This is a genomic window from Cellulomonas pasadenensis (genome assembly GCF_047229365.1).
GTDB lineage: Bacteria > Actinomycetota > Actinomycetes > Actinomycetales > Cellulomonadaceae > Cellulomonas.
Genome location: NZ_JBFTEP010000008.1, coordinates 1 through 16,978, shown reverse-complemented (window position 1 = coordinate 16,978; position 16,978 = coordinate 1). Strand labels below are relative to the sequence as shown.

The 16,978-nt window shown below is 76.2% G+C and carries 18 protein-coding genes; 12 read left to right on the top strand and 6 right to left on the bottom strand.

The window, feature by feature from the left end; translation table 11 throughout:
* The first annotated feature begins 41 nt into the window (after positions 1-41).
* On the top strand, positions 42-587 hold the full coding sequence (locus AB6N23_RS02480; protein WP_412864436.1) for a Uma2 family endonuclease: 546 nt from the start codon (positions 42-44) through the stop codon (positions 585-587).
* On the opposite strand, the gene AB6N23_RS02475 is transcribed toward AB6N23_RS02480, so the two are convergent.
* From AB6N23_RS02475 to AB6N23_RS02465, 3 genes are all read right to left on the bottom strand, one after another.
* Positions 565-1,947, bottom strand: a complete 1,383-nt coding sequence (locus AB6N23_RS02475; protein WP_412864434.1) for an RNA polymerase sigma factor — start codon at positions 1,945-1,947, stop codon at positions 565-567. The two genes, AB6N23_RS02480 and AB6N23_RS02475, sit on opposite strands and share 23 nt — an antisense overlap.
* A complete protein-coding gene (locus AB6N23_RS02470) occupies positions 1,920-2,342 on the bottom strand; it encodes a YciI family protein (RefSeq protein WP_378203030.1) in 423 nt (140 codons plus the stop codon). Before AB6N23_RS02470 ends, AB6N23_RS02475 begins: the two co-directional genes overlap by 28 nt.
* Before the next feature lie 134 nt (positions 2,343-2,476).
* Positions 2,477-2,923 (bottom strand): PPOX class F420-dependent oxidoreductase, encoded by a 447-nt coding sequence (locus AB6N23_RS02465; protein WP_412864431.1) that lies wholly within the window; start codon positions 2,921-2,923, stop codon positions 2,477-2,479.
* Positions 2,924-3,270: 347 nt separating this feature from the next.
* On the opposite strand from AB6N23_RS02465, the gene AB6N23_RS02460 reads away from it, so the two are divergent.
* On the top strand, positions 3,271-4,329 hold the full coding sequence (locus AB6N23_RS02460; RefSeq protein ID WP_412864430.1) for a hypothetical protein: 1,059 nt from the start codon (positions 3,271-3,273) through the stop codon (positions 4,327-4,329).
* A 72-nt stretch (positions 4,330-4,401) separates the two neighbouring features.
* Here the strand turns inward: AB6N23_RS02460 and glsA are convergent, their stop codons facing one another.
* Entirely contained in the window at positions 4,402-5,340 is a 939-nt protein-coding gene (glsA, locus tag AB6N23_RS02455; RefSeq protein WP_412864428.1) for a glutaminase A, read from the bottom strand.
* Positions 5,341-5,681: 341 nt separating this feature from the next.
* On the opposite strand from glsA, the gene AB6N23_RS02450 reads away from it, so the two are divergent.
* From AB6N23_RS02450 to AB6N23_RS02410, 9 genes are all read left to right on the top strand, one after another.
* Positions 5,682-6,740: a hypothetical protein gene (locus tag AB6N23_RS02450; protein WP_412864426.1), complete on the top strand. Its 1,059-nt coding sequence runs from the start codon at positions 5,682-5,684 to the stop codon at positions 6,738-6,740.
* Between the two features lie 126 nt (positions 6,741-6,866).
* A complete protein-coding gene (locus AB6N23_RS02445) occupies positions 6,867-7,694 on the top strand; it encodes a hypothetical protein (protein WP_412864424.1) in 828 nt (275 codons plus the stop codon).
* 588 nt (positions 7,695-8,282) lie between these two features.
* A complete protein-coding gene (locus tag AB6N23_RS02440; protein WP_412864422.1) occupies positions 8,283-8,759 on the top strand; it encodes a heme-degrading domain-containing protein in 477 nt (158 codons plus the stop codon).
* A 118-nt stretch (positions 8,760-8,877) separates the two neighbouring features.
* Positions 8,878-9,288 carry a PPOX class F420-dependent oxidoreductase gene (locus AB6N23_RS02435; RefSeq protein WP_412864420.1) on the top strand — a complete coding sequence of 137 codons (411 nt, stop codon included), beginning with the start codon at positions 8,878-8,880 and terminating at the stop codon, positions 9,286-9,288.
* A gap of 9 nt (positions 9,289-9,297) precedes the next feature.
* On the top strand, positions 9,298-9,723 hold the full coding sequence (locus AB6N23_RS02430) for a MarR family winged helix-turn-helix transcriptional regulator (protein WP_412864418.1): 426 nt from the start codon (positions 9,298-9,300) through the stop codon (positions 9,721-9,723).
* A 9-nt stretch (positions 9,724-9,732) separates the two neighbouring features.
* A complete protein-coding gene (locus tag AB6N23_RS02425) occupies positions 9,733-10,188 on the top strand; it encodes a hypothetical protein (RefSeq protein ID WP_412864416.1) in 456 nt (151 codons plus the stop codon).
* The gene (locus AB6N23_RS02420) at positions 10,185-10,448 is read left to right on the top strand and encodes a hypothetical protein (protein ID WP_412864414.1); all 264 of its coding nucleotides are present in this window, start codon (positions 10,185-10,187) and stop codon (positions 10,446-10,448) included. The genes AB6N23_RS02425 and AB6N23_RS02420 overlap by 4 nt, the downstream gene beginning before the upstream one ends.
* On the top strand, positions 10,445-10,786 hold the full coding sequence (locus tag AB6N23_RS02415) for a rhodanese-like domain-containing protein (protein ID WP_412864412.1): 342 nt from the start codon (positions 10,445-10,447) through the stop codon (positions 10,784-10,786). The genes AB6N23_RS02420 and AB6N23_RS02415 overlap by 4 nt, the downstream gene beginning before the upstream one ends.
* A gap of 139 nt (positions 10,787-10,925) precedes the next feature.
* Positions 10,926-11,936: a ScyD/ScyE family protein gene (locus AB6N23_RS02410; protein WP_412864410.1), complete on the top strand. Its 1,011-nt coding sequence runs from the start codon at positions 10,926-10,928 to the stop codon at positions 11,934-11,936.
* Positions 11,937-12,018: 82 nt separating this feature from the next.
* On the opposite strand, the gene AB6N23_RS02405 is transcribed toward AB6N23_RS02410, so the two are convergent.
* Positions 12,019-12,981 carry a hypothetical protein gene (locus AB6N23_RS02405; protein WP_412864408.1) on the bottom strand — a complete coding sequence of 321 codons (963 nt, stop codon included), beginning with the start codon at positions 12,979-12,981 and terminating at the stop codon, positions 12,019-12,021.
* Positions 12,982-13,222: 241 nt separating this feature from the next.
* On the opposite strand from AB6N23_RS02405, the gene AB6N23_RS02400 reads away from it, so the two are divergent.
* Positions 13,223-15,601 carry a LamG-like jellyroll fold domain-containing protein gene (locus AB6N23_RS02400; protein ID WP_412864406.1) on the top strand — a complete coding sequence of 793 codons (2,379 nt, stop codon included), beginning with the start codon at positions 13,223-13,225 and terminating at the stop codon, positions 15,599-15,601.
* Positions 15,602-15,638: 37 nt separating this feature from the next.
* Here AB6N23_RS02400 and AB6N23_RS02395 read toward each other — a convergent pair.
* The coding region (locus tag AB6N23_RS02395; RefSeq protein WP_412864404.1) for a glycoside hydrolase family 3 N-terminal domain-containing protein at positions 15,639-16,978 on the bottom strand (1,340 nt) is incomplete at its 5' end.

Below are 16,978 nucleotides of genomic sequence, written 5' to 3'. Positions count from 1 at the left end.
TCGCTAGGCTGGACCCGCCGCCGAGCCGGGAGGAGGTCCACGTGAGCGTCTCCGTGCCGCACCGTCTCGTCTCGCTCGAGGAGTGGGCGCGCCTCGACCCCGAGGTCGGACCCGTGGAGCTCGTCGAGGGAGTCCTGCACGTGCCACCCCGCCCGGCGTCGCGGCACCAGATCGTGCTCGGTCAGGTCGTGCAGCAGCTCAACGACGCCCTGCCCGAATCGTGGATCGCCCTGGCGGAGGTCGACCTGGTGGTGCACGAGGCGGAGCCCGCGACGGTGCGGACCCCCGACGTCGTGGTCGTGCCCGCCGAGCCGGCGCTGGCCGGGCGAGGTCGCTGGCACGCCGACGAGGTCGCCCTCGTGGTCGAGGTCGTGTCACCCGGGACGCAGCGCACCGACCGGGTGATGAAGGCCAGCGAGTACGCCGAGGCCGGCATCCCCGTCTACTGGCTCGTGGACCCCGACGTGCCGGTGACGGTCACGGCGCTGCGTCGGAACGGCGCCGTGTACTCGCCCGCGTCGTCGGTCGACGTCACGGTCGACGGCGTGACGGCTGCCCTCGACGTCACGCGCCTCGGGCGCCGCTGACCGGCGCACCGACCGCCGACGCGTCGCCCGGTACCGACCCGAGCGCCGCCGCCTTGCGCTCCAGCACCGCCCGCTCGCGCGCGTTGCCGCACAGCCGCGCGGCCGTCTCGAGCTCGGTGCGGGCCTCCGCGGTGCGTCCGAGCCGGGCGAGGAGCTCGCCGCGCACGCTCGGCACGAGGTAGGTGCCGGCGAGCCCGCCGCCGGCCGCGACCGCGTCCACCAGCGGCAGCGCCGCCCCCGGACCCGCGGCCATGCACACGGCGACGGCGTGGTTGAGGTCCACCACCGGTGACGGCGCCACGCGCGCCAGCGCCTCGTAGAGCTCGACGATCCGCGCCCAGTCGGTGGCGTCGACCGACGGCGCCACGGCGTGCTGCTCCGCGATCGCGGCCTGGAGCCCGTACGGCCCCCGCCGGCCGCTCGCCGCGCCGTCGCCCGTCGCCCCCGCACGGGCGAGCGCCGCGCGCCCCCGGCGGATCGCGGACCGGTCCCAGCGGCTGCGGTCCTGGTCGGCGAGCAGCACCGGCTCGCCGTCGGGGCCGGTCCGCGCCGGGAAGCGCGCCGCGGTGAGCTCGAGCAGCGCGAGCAGGCCCCATGCCTCGGGCTCGTCCGGGACGAGGTGCACGAGCCGGCGCGCGAGCCGCACGGCCTCGTGCGCGAGGTCGAGGCGCAGCCACGAGTCGCCCGTCGACGCCGACGACCCCTCCGTGAAGATCAGGTACACCACCTGCAGCACCGACCCGAGGCGCTCCGCGCGCTCGGCGGCGGGCGGCACGGCGAACGGGACGCCCGCGGCGGCGAGCGTCTTCTTGGCCCGCGTGATGCGCGCCTGCACGGTCGGCACGGAGACCAGCAGCGACGCGGCGACCTGCTCGCTCGTCAGGCCGCCGACCACCCGCAACGTCAACGCCAGGCGCGCCTCGCGCGAGAGCACCGGGTGGCACGCGACGAACAGCAGGGCGAGCCGGTCGTCCTCGATGTGGTCGGGGTCGAACAGCAGGTCCGGGTCGCCGGGCGGCAGCGGGTCACCACCGGCGTGCGCACCGCCCTCGGTGAGGTCCCGGCCGAGCGCGGCGTACCGCTCGTCCCGGCCGGCCCGGCGGCGGAACGCGTCGATCGCCCGCCGCCGCCCGACCGCCAGCAGCCAGGACACCGGGTCGCGCGGGGCGCCGTCGCGGGGCCACGCCTCCAGCGCCTCGGCGAGCGCCTCCGACGCGACGTCCTCCGCGAGCGCGAAGTCGCCCGTGTACCGGGCGAGCGCGCCGACGATGCGGGCGGACTCGATCCGCCACACCGCCTCGACCGCGCGTCGCCCGGCACCGGCGTCGGCGCTCAGTTCGTCCCGAGCTGCTCGCGCCACACGGCCTCCTTCTGGATCCACTCGTCGTCCTGCGGGAAGTCCTCGGCGCCGTTGACGCGGCGGACCTCGATCTTGTTGCCGGGGCCGTGCAGCGGCGCGCGCGAGGCCCACTCGACCGCGGCCTCCTTGGTCGGCACGTCGAGGATCCAGAACCCGTTGAACAGCTCCTTCGTCTCCCCGTAGGGCCCGTCGCTGACGACCGGGGTCTCCTCCGTGAAGTCGACGACCGCGCCCTCCGCGGCGTCCGACAGCCCCTCGCCGGCCACCAGGACGCCGGCGTTCATCATCGACTCGTTGTACCGGCCCATCGCCGCGATGATCTCGGAGAAGTCCTTCTCCGCGTAGGCCGCCTGGCCCTCGTCGGTGCCCCGCATGATCAGCATGTACTTCGGCATCTGACTCACTCCTCGTGTCCCGTGGTCCCTCGGCGGGACCTTGTCATCCCCAGGTCGAACGGGGAAGCACCGGATCGACACGTCGCGCGAGAAAAGTTCCGGGGAGTCTGCCGGACGGCCGCCGCGAGCGGGGATCAGGCGGCGGAGACGCGCAGGATCAGCCGGTCACCGCCCCGTCTGGAGAGCTTCTCGACGCCGATGATCGCGCGGTACTCGAGCCCGTACTTGTCGCGCAGGAGGCCCTCGCGGCGCGGTTCGTCGACGTCGGGGCCGACGATCTCGGCGGTCGCCGCGACGACCTCCGCGTCGTCGGCGACCCGGCCGAACCGGTCGCAGGGGCGCAGCTCGACGCGCGGGTCGTGGCGCAGCCGCTTCACCTTGCCGCTCCCGGCGGGGGTGGTGACGACGAGGTCGTCGCCGTCGCGCGCGACCCACACGGCGGTCGCCACGGGCACGCCCGTGCGGCGGAACGTGGTGAGGGAGACGAAGCGCTCGTCGCCGAGGGCGCGCAGGCGGTCGGCGGCCCGCGGGTCGACGGGGCGTGCGGAATCCTGCGTGGCGGGGCGGTCGGACGTCGTCATGGTGCGCCTCTCGGTGGGGCAGGGCCCGGCGGACGGTGCGCGGGGCGTACGGGCTGACCACCGTCGGGAGGCCGGTGGGCCCGCGTCAGCATGCGCGCGCCCGTGCGCCCGCGCACGTGGGACGCCCGCCGGGACGGTCGGGCACCGCGGCGTACGCAGCCGGGAGCGGTCGCGGCGCACGGTGTCCCCGTCGAGGGTCCGCGTCGGCGGGCCGCGGGTGGGACGTCCGGTCCGTCGGGTGGTGCTCGGCGGGATGCCCTCCTGCGGACGAGACCGTCCCCGTCCTCGTCGTCGAGGACGCTGACGGTCGGTCGCTGCGGCGCCGACCCGCACGAGGGGGGACGTCCGTGCGCCGACGCATGGTCCTGGGCTCGATCCTGGCCGCTTCGCTGGCTGCGTCCGTGGCCGCGGCACCGGCCGCCGCCGACGAGCCGCCGGCGACGGGGTGGCTGCAACCGGCGTGCGGCACCCGCACGGTGATCCCCCTCGACGTCGCCCGCGACGTCGACGACGCCGGCGTCGTCGTCGGCCGCGACCACCGGCCGCGCGCGGCGTCGTGGGACTCCCGGACCGGCGTGCTCCGCTGGTACGGCGGCATCGACGGCGGGCTGTTCTCCGAGCTCAGCGCCGTCAGCAGCGGTGACCGCGTCGCAGGCGTCGCGGAGGTCGACGGCCCGGCGCTCGACCCCGCCAAGGCCGTGCGCGTCGAGGGGCGGCTGCCGCTCACGCCGGTGGACCGCTCGCTGCGGACCTCCGACCGGGTGCAGGACGTCAACGACGCCGGCGTCGTCGTCGGCACGAGCAACCTGGTGGGCACCGACGGCGCCGTGGAGGCGTTCGTGTGGACGGACCGCCGCTACGTGCTGCCCATGCCCGACCGGTCGTACGAGTACGTGCTGGTCCGGTCGGTCAACGAGGCGGGCTGGGTCCTCGGGTCGGCCTACCGGCGCGACGAGGAGGGCCGGTACGACCACCGGACCCTCGTGTGGCGCCCCGATCGCACCGTGCTCGAGCTCCCGCCGCTGCCCGACGACGCCGTGCTCGTCGCCGAGCACATCGACGAGCAGAACCGCGTGACCGGCCACCGTCGCGGCGCCGACTGGCGCGAGGACGCGCTGGTCACGTGGTCGCCGACCGCCGGGTACACGTTCGTGCCGTCACCCGGCGGCGACCTGCAGGTGAACGCCGCCGACGACCGCGGCGGAGCCATCGGCACGGTCGTCGACCCGGTCTCGGGCTGGTCGCAGCCGTTCCTGTACCGACCGGGCACCGGCTTCCAGCTGCTGGCGGACGCCGACGGCACGCCGCTGCGCGGGACGCCCTACCGGCTGAGCGAGGCCGGCCAGGTGCTCGTCATGACCGACGGCCGCCCGGTCCTGTGGACGCCGACGTGCCCGGCGCCGTGACGACCGGGACCCCGCGCCGGCGTGACCGAGCCCGACGACGCCCGGGACGCGGTGCCGGCGCGCTCGTCGGCGTCAGCGCGCCCGGGCGCCGAACACGTGCACGTCGAGCTCCGCGCTGAGCGCCTCGCACGCGATGCGGCCGCGGACGCTGGTCCCCTGCTCGTCCAGCGGCGGGCTGATCACCGCACCGCCGAGCACGCCGGGCACGGACAGGACGATCCCGCCGGACACGCTCGACTTGGCCGGGACACCGACGGCCCGCATCCACCGCCCCGACCCGTCGTACACGCCGCAGGTCGCCATGACGGAGACGACGTCGCGCGCCACCTCCGCCGGCACGACCTGCTCCCCGGAGACGGGGTTGCGGCCGCCGCACGCGAGCGTCGCCCCCATGACCGCCAGCGTGCGCGCGTCGACGAGCACGGCACAGGCCCGGGCGTAGACGGCGACGGCGTCGTCGGCACCGACGCGCAGCGTGCCCTCCGCGCGCATGAGGTGCGCCAGCGCGTGGTTGCGGTCGCCGAGCAGGTGCTCGCTGCGGGCGACGTCCTCGTCGACCTCGAGGTCGCGCGCGGCGAACGCGGCCAGGCCGCGCAGGATCCGCGCGGTACGGCCGTCGACGTCGTCGCCGTCGACGAGCGCCGCCGTGAGCAGCGCGCCGGCGTTGACCATCGGGTTGGGCGGCCGGCCGGTGCCCGTCTCGAGCTTGATCGCGTCGAACGCCTCCCCCGTCGGCTCGATGCCGATGCGGTCGAGGGCGTCGCCACCGGTGTCCAGCAGCGCGAGCGCGAAGAGGAACGGCTTGACCGCCGACTGCACGCTCACGGCCACGTCGGCCTGGGCGCTCACCCGCACGGTGCCGTCCGGCAGGACGAGCGCCAGCCCGCACAGCTCCGGGTCGGCGTCCGCCAGCTGCGGGATGCTGTCGTGCACGGTCCCGCCGCGTTCGCCCAGGACGCGGTCCCGCAGGTCGTCCAGGTCGTAGGAGCGGGCGTCCACGGGGCCGGTCATCCGGCCATGCTGTCAGGCGACGGCGGCGCTCAGCGCGCCGACCACCCGCCGTCGGACGCGATCGTCTGCCCGGTGACCCAGCCGGCGTCGCCGCCGAGCAACCACCCGACGAGCCGAGCCGTGTCGGCCGGGTGCCCCCAACGGCCTGCGACGCGGCCGGACGGACGCGCTCGACGCCTTTCCCTGCCGACCCCGCGCCGGACGGCACCCCTCCGGACGGTCCGGACAGGACGGCTCGCCGTTGCGCGGTCAGCGGCCCGACGACGAGGGAGTACCGTCGGTCCGGTCCGCCGCGGCGCCTCACGAGCGCTCGTGGCGACCGTGCACATGGGGGGAAGTCCGTGCGACGACGCATCGTCCTGGGTCCGATCCTGGCGGCCTCGCTGGCCGTCGCCGCGGCGGCGTCGCCGGCCGTTGCCGAGGGCCCACCCGTGACGGGCTGGCAGGGATCGGTGTGCGGCACCCGCACGGCGGTCCCGCTCACCGTCGCCCGCGACGTGGACGACGCGGGCGTCGTCGTCGGCTACGACCAGCGGTCGCGGGCGGCGTCGTGGGACTCCCGGACCGGCACCTACCGCTGGTACGGCGGCATCGACGGCGGGCGCCCCTCGGAGATCAGCGCCGTCAGCGGCGGCGGGCGCGTGGCCGGCCTGGCCGTCATCGACGGGCCGTCGCTCGACCCGGCCAAGGCCGTGCGCGTCGAGGGCGCACTCCCGCTCACGCCCGTCGACCGCTCCCTGCGGACCCACGACCAGGTGCTCGACGTCAACGACGCGAACGTCGTCGTCGGCACGAGCGAGGTGATCGGCGGCCAGGGCGCCACCGAGGCGTTCGTGTGGACCGACCGCAGGTACGTGCTCCCGACGCCCGACCCCTCGTACGTGCTGGTACGGGCGCGGTCCCTGAACGAGGCCGGGTGGGTCCTCGGGGCGGGCTACCGGCTCGACGCGCAGGGCCGTTACCACTACCGGGTGCTCGTGTGGAGCCCGGACCGTACGGTGTCCGAGCTCCCGCCGCTGCCCGACGACGCCCTGTTCACCGCCGAGCACATCGACGAGCAGGGCCGCGTGACGGGCCACGGTCTCGCCGTCGACGGGGACGGCGACGCGCTGATCACCTGGTCGCCGACGGCGGGGTACGCGTCCGTGCCGTCGCCCGGCGGTGACCTCCAGGTCATGGACGCCGACGACCGCGGCGGCGTGATCGGCACGGTCATCGACCCGACGACGGGGTCGGCGCTGCCGTTCCTGTACCGCCCGGACACCGGCTTCCGGCGCCTGGCGGAGGCCGGCGGCACGCTGCTGCAGGGGGTGCCGTACGAGATGAGCGAGGCCGGCCAGGTGCTGCTGATGTCCGACGCCCGCGCGTACCTGTGGAGCCCGACGTGCGCGGCACCGTGACGACCGGACGCCTGCCCGACCGGGTGCGCGACCTCGGCGGGAGACCTCGCCGGCGTCGGCGCCGCGGTGCCGCCGCGCTGGTGGCGCTCGGTCGTCCGGCCGTGCCGCGATCGACGGAGGAGAGACGTGAAGGCGTACGACCTGTGGTTCGAGAACGGCACCGGCATCGGGCAGCACCCGCTGCTGGAGGCGACCCGGCCCCTCCCGGCCGACGCGCCCGTCGGCTGGATCGGCAGCGCCGGCCCGGGGGTCGACCCGCGGACCTGGCCGCGCGGGCCGCTCACCGGGCTGCCGATGTTCCACGCCCTGACGCTGCTCCTGCCACCGGACTACCGGCGTCGCGGGCCTGATCTGCCGGCCGTCTCGTTCTTCCAGGGCGAGGGGCAGTTCGCCCACCCGCGAGCGCCCGCCGACCACACGAGGGGCCCGCACGCCGTCGAGGACCCCTTCGAGCTGGACCTGGCCCGCGCGGTCGACCACCCGCAGCTGCAGCGGCGCACGGACGTCATCGACGGCCGGTTCGCGCTGCTCTGGCTCACGAAGGAGGAGTACGCGCGCGGGCCGGTCGCTCCCCCGCCCGACACCCGCCGCCCGGGCGAGCACGTCGCCGACGACCAGGGGCCCAACGCCTGGGACACGCTCACGCCCACGCGGTCCGTGTGGCTCCTCGAGCGCGACGACCCGAACGTCGGCCGTGTCCCGGTCGACCCCATGGCTGCCGATGACACGCCGGGGTGGACCAACCGGTACACCCCCGACTTCTCCGACCGGGCACCGTGGGCGGAGGGGCTGGGCCGGTACCACCTGGGGGGCACGTCCATGCCGGTGCAGAGCCTGCCGGACGGCCTGACGCCGTTCTTCCTCGAGATCGACGAGCTGCCCGGCCTGAACTTCGGCGGCGGCAGCGCGCAGATCGACCTCGAGTCGGACACGTTCGACTGGGCGTGCGGCTGAGCGGAGTCCTCCGGCGCAGCCGCTGCGCGACGGCGGTTCGGCGTCGGTCCAGCCGGCGAGCGCGCGGTCCGGCGTCCGTGCACTGCCCAGCCCGCCGGCTCGCCCGCGACGTCCGTGCGACAGGATGTGCCCGTGCCTCCTCCCGTCGACGGCCCGACGCCCGCGCCCCCGGCAGCGGAGGGCTCCCGTCCCCGGCGCACGCGTGCCGCGGGTGCCGGGCTCCTGACCGTCGGCCTGCTCGCCGCTGCGCTGCTGTTCCTCCAGCCGTGGGCGTCGTGCCCCGACGACGACGCGCCGGCGGCCTGCCCCGTGCCGGACGACCGGGTGACGGTGACGTCCGTCGCGTGGATCGGCTCCGCCGGTGCGGCAGCGGCGGGCGCCGTGCTCCTGCTACGGACGGCGGCGCCGCGCGACGACAGGCCGGGCTCGCGCCCCGTCGCCCGTCCGACCCGCGGACCTGAGCGCACCGGGCACCTCGCACCGGCGTCGTCGCGCCGTCCTCGTCCGAGCCCGGTCCGCGCCGGGCGGCCACCTCGCGCGCGCGGCCGGGCTGCGGCGGTGCTCCGCGGGGTGCGCCAGGATGGGCGCGTGAGCGAGCTCCCCACCTTCACCGTCGCCGACCTCGAGGCCGAGCCGCGGCTCGACCTCCCGCAGTTCACGCAGGACGACGCCGTCGACCTCGGCCTGGTGGCCGTCGCGGTGGTCCGCGAGCGCGGCGCGAACCTCGCGGTGCGCGTCGAGCTGGGCGGCGAGACCGTCTTCCTCGCCAAGACGGGCACGACCGACGCCGGCAACGAGCCGTGGCTGGAGGGCAAGGCGCGGGTGGTGCACCGGTTCGGCGAGCCGTCGCTGCTGGTCCGCCGCCGGCACGAGGCGGCCGGCACGCCGTTCGACCAGCGCGACGACGTCGACCACGACCTGTTCAAGGCCCACGGCGGCTCGGTGCCGCTGCGCGTCGACGGCGAGGTCGTCGGCACGCTGACCACCTCCGGCGAGCCGGACGTCGTCGACCACGCCGTCTCCGCCGAGGCCGTGCGTCGCTACCTGGCCGCGCGCGCGTCCTGACCGGCCGCGAGGTCGCGGGGTGCGTGCGAGGTCGTGGGCACCAGCCCGCGACCTCGCGAGAGACCCGCGACCTCGCGACCGACCGGCCGCCCACCAGCGCGCGCGGTAACGTCGCACCATGCCGAAGCCGCCGCTGCCCGCCGACGTCGCGGAGCTGCTGCGCCGCCCGAACCCCGCCGTGATGGCCACCATCCACCCGGACGGCCACCCCGTGACCGTCGCCACCTGGTACCTGCTCGAGGACGACGGCCGGGTGCTGCTCAACCTCGACGCGTCCCGCGCGCGCCTCAAGCACCTGCGCGCCAACCCGCAGGTCTCGCTCACGGCCCTCGCCGAGGACAACTGGTACACCCACGTCAGCGTGCAGGGGCGCGTCGTGGAGATCCGCGACGACGTCGACCTCGTCGACATCGACCGGCTGTCGACGCACTACGGCGGCAACCCGTACCCGGTCCGCGACCAGCCGCGCGTGAGCGTGCTCGTCGAGGTCGACCACTGGCACGGCTGGGGCGCGGCGAAGCGCGACTAGCCTGCGCACATGGCCCAGGAACCGCCGTTCAGCCCCACGGTGGCCCTGCTGACGCTCTCGCGGACGTGGGACGCGGCCCTCGCCGACGCCCTCAAGCCGCTCGGGCTCAGCACGCGCAAGTACGGGCTGCTCGGCCACATCCGCGGCACGCCCGGCATCTCGTTCAGCGAGCTCGCCCGCCGCTCGCGCATCACCGTGCAGAGCGCGCACAGCACCGTGGCGGCGTTCGCGGCGGCGGGCCTCGTCGAGGACGCCACCGCGCACGCCGGTGCGGCCTCGCGCCTGCGCGTGACGGACGCGGGCGAGCGCCTGCTCGCCGAGGCCGCCGAGGTCGTCGCGGCCCTCGACGCACGCTTCGCCGCCGTCCACCCGGGGCTGCTGGACGCCCTGCGCGCCGAGATGCAGGCCATGGTCAGAGGAGCAACCTTCAGTTAGCCTGAAGGTATGGAACGTGTCTTGCTCGCCGCGCACGTCGTCGCGGGCATCCTCTTCGTGGGGCCCGTGGCGGTCACCACCAGCCTCTTCCCCCGCTACGCCCCCGTCGCCGACGCACCCGCCGACGCACCCGCCGGCGGCGAGCGCAGCGCGTCCGTGGCCGCGGCGCTGCACCGGGTCACGCGCGTGTACGGCCGGCTCGCGCTGGCCGTCCCGGTGATCGGCCTCGTCCTGGCCGCCGTGCAGGGGCGCCTCACCGAGGTGTGGATCACCCTGGCGATGGTGCTCACGGCCGTTGCCGGCGGCGTGCTCGTCCTGCGCATCGCACCCGCGCAGCGCGAAGCGCTCGACACCCCGGACGACGGCTCCCGGCTGCGCGCGCTGCGCGGCCTGGCCGGCGTCTTCAACCTGCTGTGGGCGGCCGTCGTGGTGCTCATGGTCGTCCGCCCGGGCGCGGAGTCGTGACGCCGCTGCTCCGCGGGCTCGAGGTGCTGTCCGTGCTCGAGACCGTGAGCGTGCTCGTCCTGCTCGGCAACCTCGTGACCGTGCACGCCGACGGCATCACGTCGGCCCTCGGCCCCGTGCACGGTGCGCTCTACCTGGCCGTCGCGGTGACCGCGCTGCTCGGCCGCGGGCTGCTGGCCCGGACGCGTGTGCACGCGCTGCTGCCCGTGGTCGGCGGCGTGCTGACGGTGGTCAACGTGCGGCGGGAGGCGCGCCGGTGACGCTCCGCGACCACCTGCGCGGCGCACCGTCCGTCGGCGCCGCGGAGGCGGTGCGGCTCGTCGCCGCCGGTGCGCTCGTCGTCGACGTGCGGACCGTCCGGCTGTGGTCCCGCGCGCACATCCCGGGCTCCGTGCCGGTGCCGCTGCAGGAGCTGGAGGACCGCGCGGTCGAGCTCCCCGACGACCGGCTGCTCGTCACCGTGTGCACGGGCGGGCTGCTCTCCCGCGGGGCGTCCGGGCTGCTGACGCGCCTGGGGTTCGACGTCGTGAACCTCGCCGGCGGGCTGGTGGAGTGGCGCGCGGCGGGCGGGCCACTGGAGGGCGACCGCGTCGGTTGAGCGCACGCGCCCGACGGCCGGTGACACGGCGCCCGGACAGGTCTAGCGTCGAGGACGGCGACGGTTCCGGCCCATCGGGACACGCTCCCGGTGGGACGCACACAGGTACCCGACCTCGACGACGAGGGGAGGGATCCACGTGGGTCCCCGACGCACCACCGTCCTGCTCAGCGCGGTCGTCCTGGCGCTCGCGACGCCCGTCGCGGCGTCCGCCGCACCCGGCACGGCCACCACCGGAGACCGTGGCGGAGCCGCCGTCGACGTGCTGACGACCGGCCTCTCCGGCGGCGCCGGCAGCACCGTCGGCCCCGACGGCGCGCTGTACGTGACCGAGCCGGAGAGCGGCGAGATCTCGCGCGTCGACCGCCGCACGGGCGCCGTGACGACGTTCGCGTCCGGCCTCCCGACGCGCCTCGCCGGCACCCCCGGCGGCGCGGTCGACGTCGTGTTCCTCGGGCGGACGGCGTACGCGCTCGTCACGCTCGTCGACAGCAGCGTGGGCGGCGACGACGTCAGTGGCGTGTACCGCGTGGACGGGCCGGCCGCCGTGACGCCGGTCGCCGACCTCGGCGCGTACTCCCTGGCGCACCCGCCGGCGACCGACTTCGTCGTGCCCAGCGGCGTGCAGTACGCGATCGAGACGTACCGCGGCGGCTTCCTCGTCACCGACGGGCACCACAACCGGCTCCTGCGCGTGACGGACGGGGGCGACGTCGGCGAGGCGGCGACCTTCGGCAACGTCGTCCCGACTGGGATCGAGGTGGCGGGCCGCACGGTGCTCGTGGCCGAGGCCGGACCGGTGCCGCACCTGCCGGAGACGGGCCGGGTCACGCGGGTCGACCTGCGCGACGGCGGCACCCGGACGGTCGTCGCGGGCGGGCGGCTCCTCGTCGACGTCGAACTCGGGCGGCACGCGCTCTACGGCCTGTCGCAGGGCCTGTTCACCGTGGGGAACCCCGAGGGCTCGCCCGCCGACCCGGACACCGGACAGCTGCTCCGCGCCGCGCGCACGGGCGGGTTCGCCGTGGTCGCCGAGGGTCTGGACCGGCCGACGTCGCTCGAGGTCGTGCGCGGGACGGCCTACGTCGTCACGCTGGACGGCGAGGTCTGGACCGTGGACCTGGACCGCCGCGGGCACGGGCACCGCTAGGCGCCGCCGCGACCGCGGCGTCCGTCGACGTGGTCGCGCGGTGACCACGTCGACGGGCACGCGGCGGCGCCAGGGCGGGCCGTCAGGAGCCCGCGCCGACCAGCTCCCGCCACGTGCGGTAGTGCTGCACCGCCACGCCGCGGTAGCCGGGGGTGCCGATGAGCGCGTCGTGCACCGCCTGGACCTCGGTGGCGAGCACGGAGGGGTCGTCGTCGCCGAAGGTCCACTCGGCGCCGCCGGCGACCTCGGGGGTGTCCGTCTCGACGCCGATCGTGAACGGCACGCCCGCCGCGACCGCCTGGGCGCGCGCGTCGGCGGACAGCGCGAGGATCCCGTCCCGGCCCTCGGCGTGGTCGACGAACGTCACGATGCCGACGGAGTCGGCGCGCGCGAACACCGCCTCCGCCACCGTGCCGCCGGCCGGCGCCGGCTCCCACGCGAGCCAGTACGGCACGTCGACGCCGAGCCCGACGCCCTCGGGCAGGGCGGCCTTCGCGGTGTCGAGCATGGTGAACCAGCGCGTGAGGACGCCGGCGCGGTCGGTCTGCCAGGCGGGCAGCGTCCACGGCTCGACGTCGAGCTGCACGTGCGAGACGTCGCGGCCCCGGATGGCGGCCTGCAGCCACCAGACGGCGAGGTGCGGCTCGTCGAGCCACGGCGGGTCGCCGCCGAGCACGCCGACGTCGACGCCCTCGGCGTTGAGGGCGGAGACGGCCGCGGTCATCCACGGGTCGATGACGCCGACGTCCGCCGCCCACGGCGCCGACAGGTGCACGGTGGTGAGCCCCTGCTCGCGGACCCACGCCGCGAGCGTCGCCGGCTCGGCGGGGACGTAGCCGGTGCCGCGCGCGTCGACCTCGCGCGGGACCGAGTTGTCCCACACCCACATCGTGGTGACGGGCCGGGTGGGCCGGGCGTCGGCGGCGGCCGCACCGGGCGCGAGGGCGGTCGCGGCGACGGCGCCGGCGAGCGCGACGACGAGCGGTCCGGCGAGGAGCCGCAGACGGGCGCCGGCGGGGCGCGGGTGACGGGGGCGCAGGGGCACGAGGGCTCCGATCTGGGGCGGGGGGGCGCGTCCGCGCAGCGGCGGACCCGGCCGGGCCCCCACCGTCGGCGCCGTCCCAGTGTGCGGGCCGCACGGGCGCCCGGGAATGGGCCGGCGCGGACCTCACCCGATCTTTACAACGTTGCACATCGCCCCGTACCGTCGGCCGGAGCGGCAACCCGGACGTATCGCCCGTCCGTGCCCGCACCCCTCCAGTCCAGCGCTGCACCAGGAGGCCGCCGTGCGCACCCCAGCCCCCCGGACCGTCCGCGGTCTCGTCCCCCTCGTCCTCGCCGCCGCGCTCGTCGGCACCGCCGCACCCCCGGCCGCGGCCGCCCCGCCGGGCGGTTCCACGCCGACGTTCACCGACGCCACCGTCCACGACCCGTCGGTCGTCGTCGCCGGCGACGAGGTCTGGGTGTTCGGCTCCCACCTGCAGGTCGCGAAGACGCAGGACCTGCGGAACTGGAAGCAGGTCGCCGCGGGCGTCACGTCCGACAACCCGATCTTCGACGACGTCACCGCCGAGCTCGCCGAGACGTTCGAGTGGGCCCAGACCGACACCCTCTGGGCGGCGGACGTCGTCCAGCTCGGCGACGGGCGCTTCTACATGTACTACAACGCCTGCAAGGGCGACTCCCCGCGCTCGGCGATGGGCGTCGCCGTGGCCGACTCCGTCGACGGCCCGTACGAGGACCTCGGCATCTTCCTGCGCTCGGGCATGTGGGACCAGCCCAGCGAGGACGGCACGACCTACGACGCGCGCGTCCACCCGAACGCCGTCGACCCCGACACGTTCTACGACGCCGAGGGCGACCTGTGGATGGTCTACGGCTCGTACTCGGGCGGCGTCTTCGTCCTCGAGATGGACGAGACGACGGGCTTCCCCGTGCCGGGCCAGGGGTACGGGAAGCACCTGCTCGGCGGCAACCACAGCCGCATCGAGGCGCCCAACGTCATGTACGACGAGGGCACGGGCTACTACTACCTGTTCCTCTCGTTCGGCGGGCTCGACGCGGACGGCGGCTACAACGTGCGCGTCGCGCGCTCGCAGAACCCCGACGGGCCCTACGTCGACGCCGAGGGCAACCCCATGTCGGAGGTGCGCTCGGACCCGTCGCTGCCGATCTTCGACGACGCGTCGATCGAGCCCTACGGCGTCAAGGTCATGGGCAACCACCTGTTCCCGCGCGAGGTCGGCGACCCCGGCACGGGCGTCGGCACGGGGTACGTGTCGCCCGGGCACAACTCGACGTACACCGACCCGGAGACGGGAGAGCACTTCCTCGTCTTCCACAGCCGGTTCCCCGGCCAGGGCGAGACCCACAACGTGCGCGTCCACGAGATGCGGATGAACGCGCAGGGCTGGCCCGTCGTCGCGCCGTACCGGTACGCGGGCGACCCGCCGGCGCAGCCGCTGGGCGGCGGCGGCGACCGGTTCCGCCTCGCCGACGTCGTGGGCGACTACGCGCTCGTCGACCACGGCAAGGAGATCTCGGCCGACGTCACGCGCGCCGTCGACGTGCGCCTGCAGCCGAACGGGCGCGTCACGGGGGCGCGCGAGGGCCGTTGGCGGCTCACGGGCCCCGACCGCGTGCGGCTCGAGGTCGACGGCGCCACGTACGACGGCGCGCTCCTGCGCCAGTGGCAGCCCGACCGGCAGGAGTGGGTCGTCACGTTCACCGTGCAGTCCCGCGCCGGCGTCTCGCTGTGGGGCAGCGCGGTGCCGTCGATGAGCGCACGCGACGCCGTCCGGGCCGTCGTCGCCGACCTCGACCTCGGCGACACGTCCGCCGTCGCGGCCGACCTCACGCTGCCGACGGCCGGCACGCACGGCACGACGATCACGTGGGCGTCGAGCGACCCGGCCGTCGTCTCCCCCACCGGCGAGGTCACGCGTCCCGCGCAGGGCGACGGCGACGCCACCGTCACGCTGACGGCGACCGTCCGCAACGAGCGGCGCACCGCCACCGCGACGTTCACGGTCACGGTCCTCGAGCGCACGCCCGTCGCCCTGGCAGGCGCGTGGTCGTTCGAGGGCGACCTCGCCGAGGCGTCCGGCGCGCAGCCGGCGGGCACGGTCACCGGGCCGCGCCTCGGCACCACCGGCGGCGCCGTCACGTACGTGCCCGGCGTGCACGGGCAGGCGGTGCACCTCGACGGCGCGAGCGGCGTGCAGCTGCCGACCGGGCTCGTCGACGGGCCGTCGTGGACCGCCGCGCTGTGGGTGCGTCCCGACGTCGTCACGCAGTACACGACGACGTTCTTCGCCGCCCGCGACGCGGAGAGCTGGGTGAGCCTCGTCCCGCGCGGCCCCGACGGCACCACGATGGTGTGGTCCGGCACGTCCTGGTACGACGCGAGCACGGGCGGCCAGATCCCCGCGGGCACGTGGACGCACCTGGCGGTGACCGTCGACGGCGGCGACGTCGCCGTCTACGTCGACGGTGCGCAGCGGTTCACCGGCACCGGCTTCCCCGACGTGCTCACGACGCCGACCGGCACGTTCGCCCTCGGCGTCAACTGGTGGGACACGCCGTTCGCCGGCGCCGTCGACGAGCTGCAGGTGCACCGCGGCGCGCTGACGCCCGAGGAGGTCGCCGCTCTCGCGGCACGCTGACCGCACGGCACGCGGACAGCACCGGCGCCGGCGCCCCTCAGTCCTCGGGGGGCGCCGGCGTCGCGGTGGGCGCAGCCGCGGCTGCGGACGTCGCCGCCGATTGCGGCAGGTCCACCTCCAGGCACGACATCGCCACCGGGTCGCCGCCCGCGAGCGCCGCGACCCGCGCGGCCGCCTCCGAGACCCGCTCCTCGGGGAGGCGCCCCTCGAGGACCGCCTGCACGAGCGCGTCCCGCATCCGCACGGCCTGCCGGCCGTCGGTCGCGAGCACCGCGTCCGCGCCGGCGCCGACCGCCGCGACGGCGGCGTCGGGGAAGTCCCAGCGCAGGTTGACCGCGCCCATGCCGACGGAGTCGGTGATCGCGACGCCCTCGAAGCCCATCTCGCGCAGCAGCGCGTACGCGCGCGGGCTCAGGGACGCCGGCAGGTCCGGGTCGAGGGCCGCGTACTGCAGGTGGTTGAGCATGACCACGGGCACGCCCGCGTCGATCGCCTGCCGGAACGGCGCGAGGTCGGTCGCGTGGAGCTCGTCGAGGGACGCCTCGACCAGCGAGGACTCCCGGTGCGAGTCGACGGTCGAACGCCCGTGGCCGGGGAAGTGCTTGACGGTCGGCGTGACGCCCGCGTCGGCGAGGCCGGCCGCGTAGGCGAGGCCGTAGGCGGCGGCCGTGGCGGGGTCGGCGCTGAACGAGCGGTCGCCGATGACGCCGCCCGACGGCCCGTCGTCGAGGTCGAGGACGGGTGCGAGGTCGAGGTCCACGCCCACCTGCGCCAGCGCGGTGCCGGTCACGGCGGCACGCGCGCGGACCTGCTCGGGCGTCTCGCGCTGCGCCATCCGCCGCGGCGACGGCCCCGCGCCGACGACGTCGCGCATGAGGGCGACCCGGCCGGACTCCTCGTCGGTGGAGACGAGCAGCGGACCCCCCGCGGCGGCGCGCAGGCCCGCGGTGAGGGCGCTGACCTGGTCCGCCGTGCCGACGTTGGGCTCGGACAGGAACACGCCGCCGACGCCGAGCGCGACGACCTCCTGCGCGAGGGGGTCGTCGGCGGTGCGGACGCCGGGGAGCCCGACGACGAGGGTCGCCGCGGCGCGCCGCTCGAGCGGGGCGGGCGTGCAGGTCGGGGTCGGCGTGGGCGTCGGGGTCGCCGTGGGGGCGTCGGCGGCCGCCGACGCGACGGGGTCCGCGGGGTCGTCGGCGGGGTCGTCGAGGGCCACGGAGGCGAGCGAGCCGGCGCCGAGGGACGCGACCGCGAGCGCGGCGAGCGTCAGCCCGCGGGCACGACCGCGCCAGCGCGAGCGGCGCGCGTGCCGGGCGGGGGCGTCGGCCGGGTCCGCCTGCGGAGCGGGGGGCGGCGGGGACGACGTCACCGCAGCAC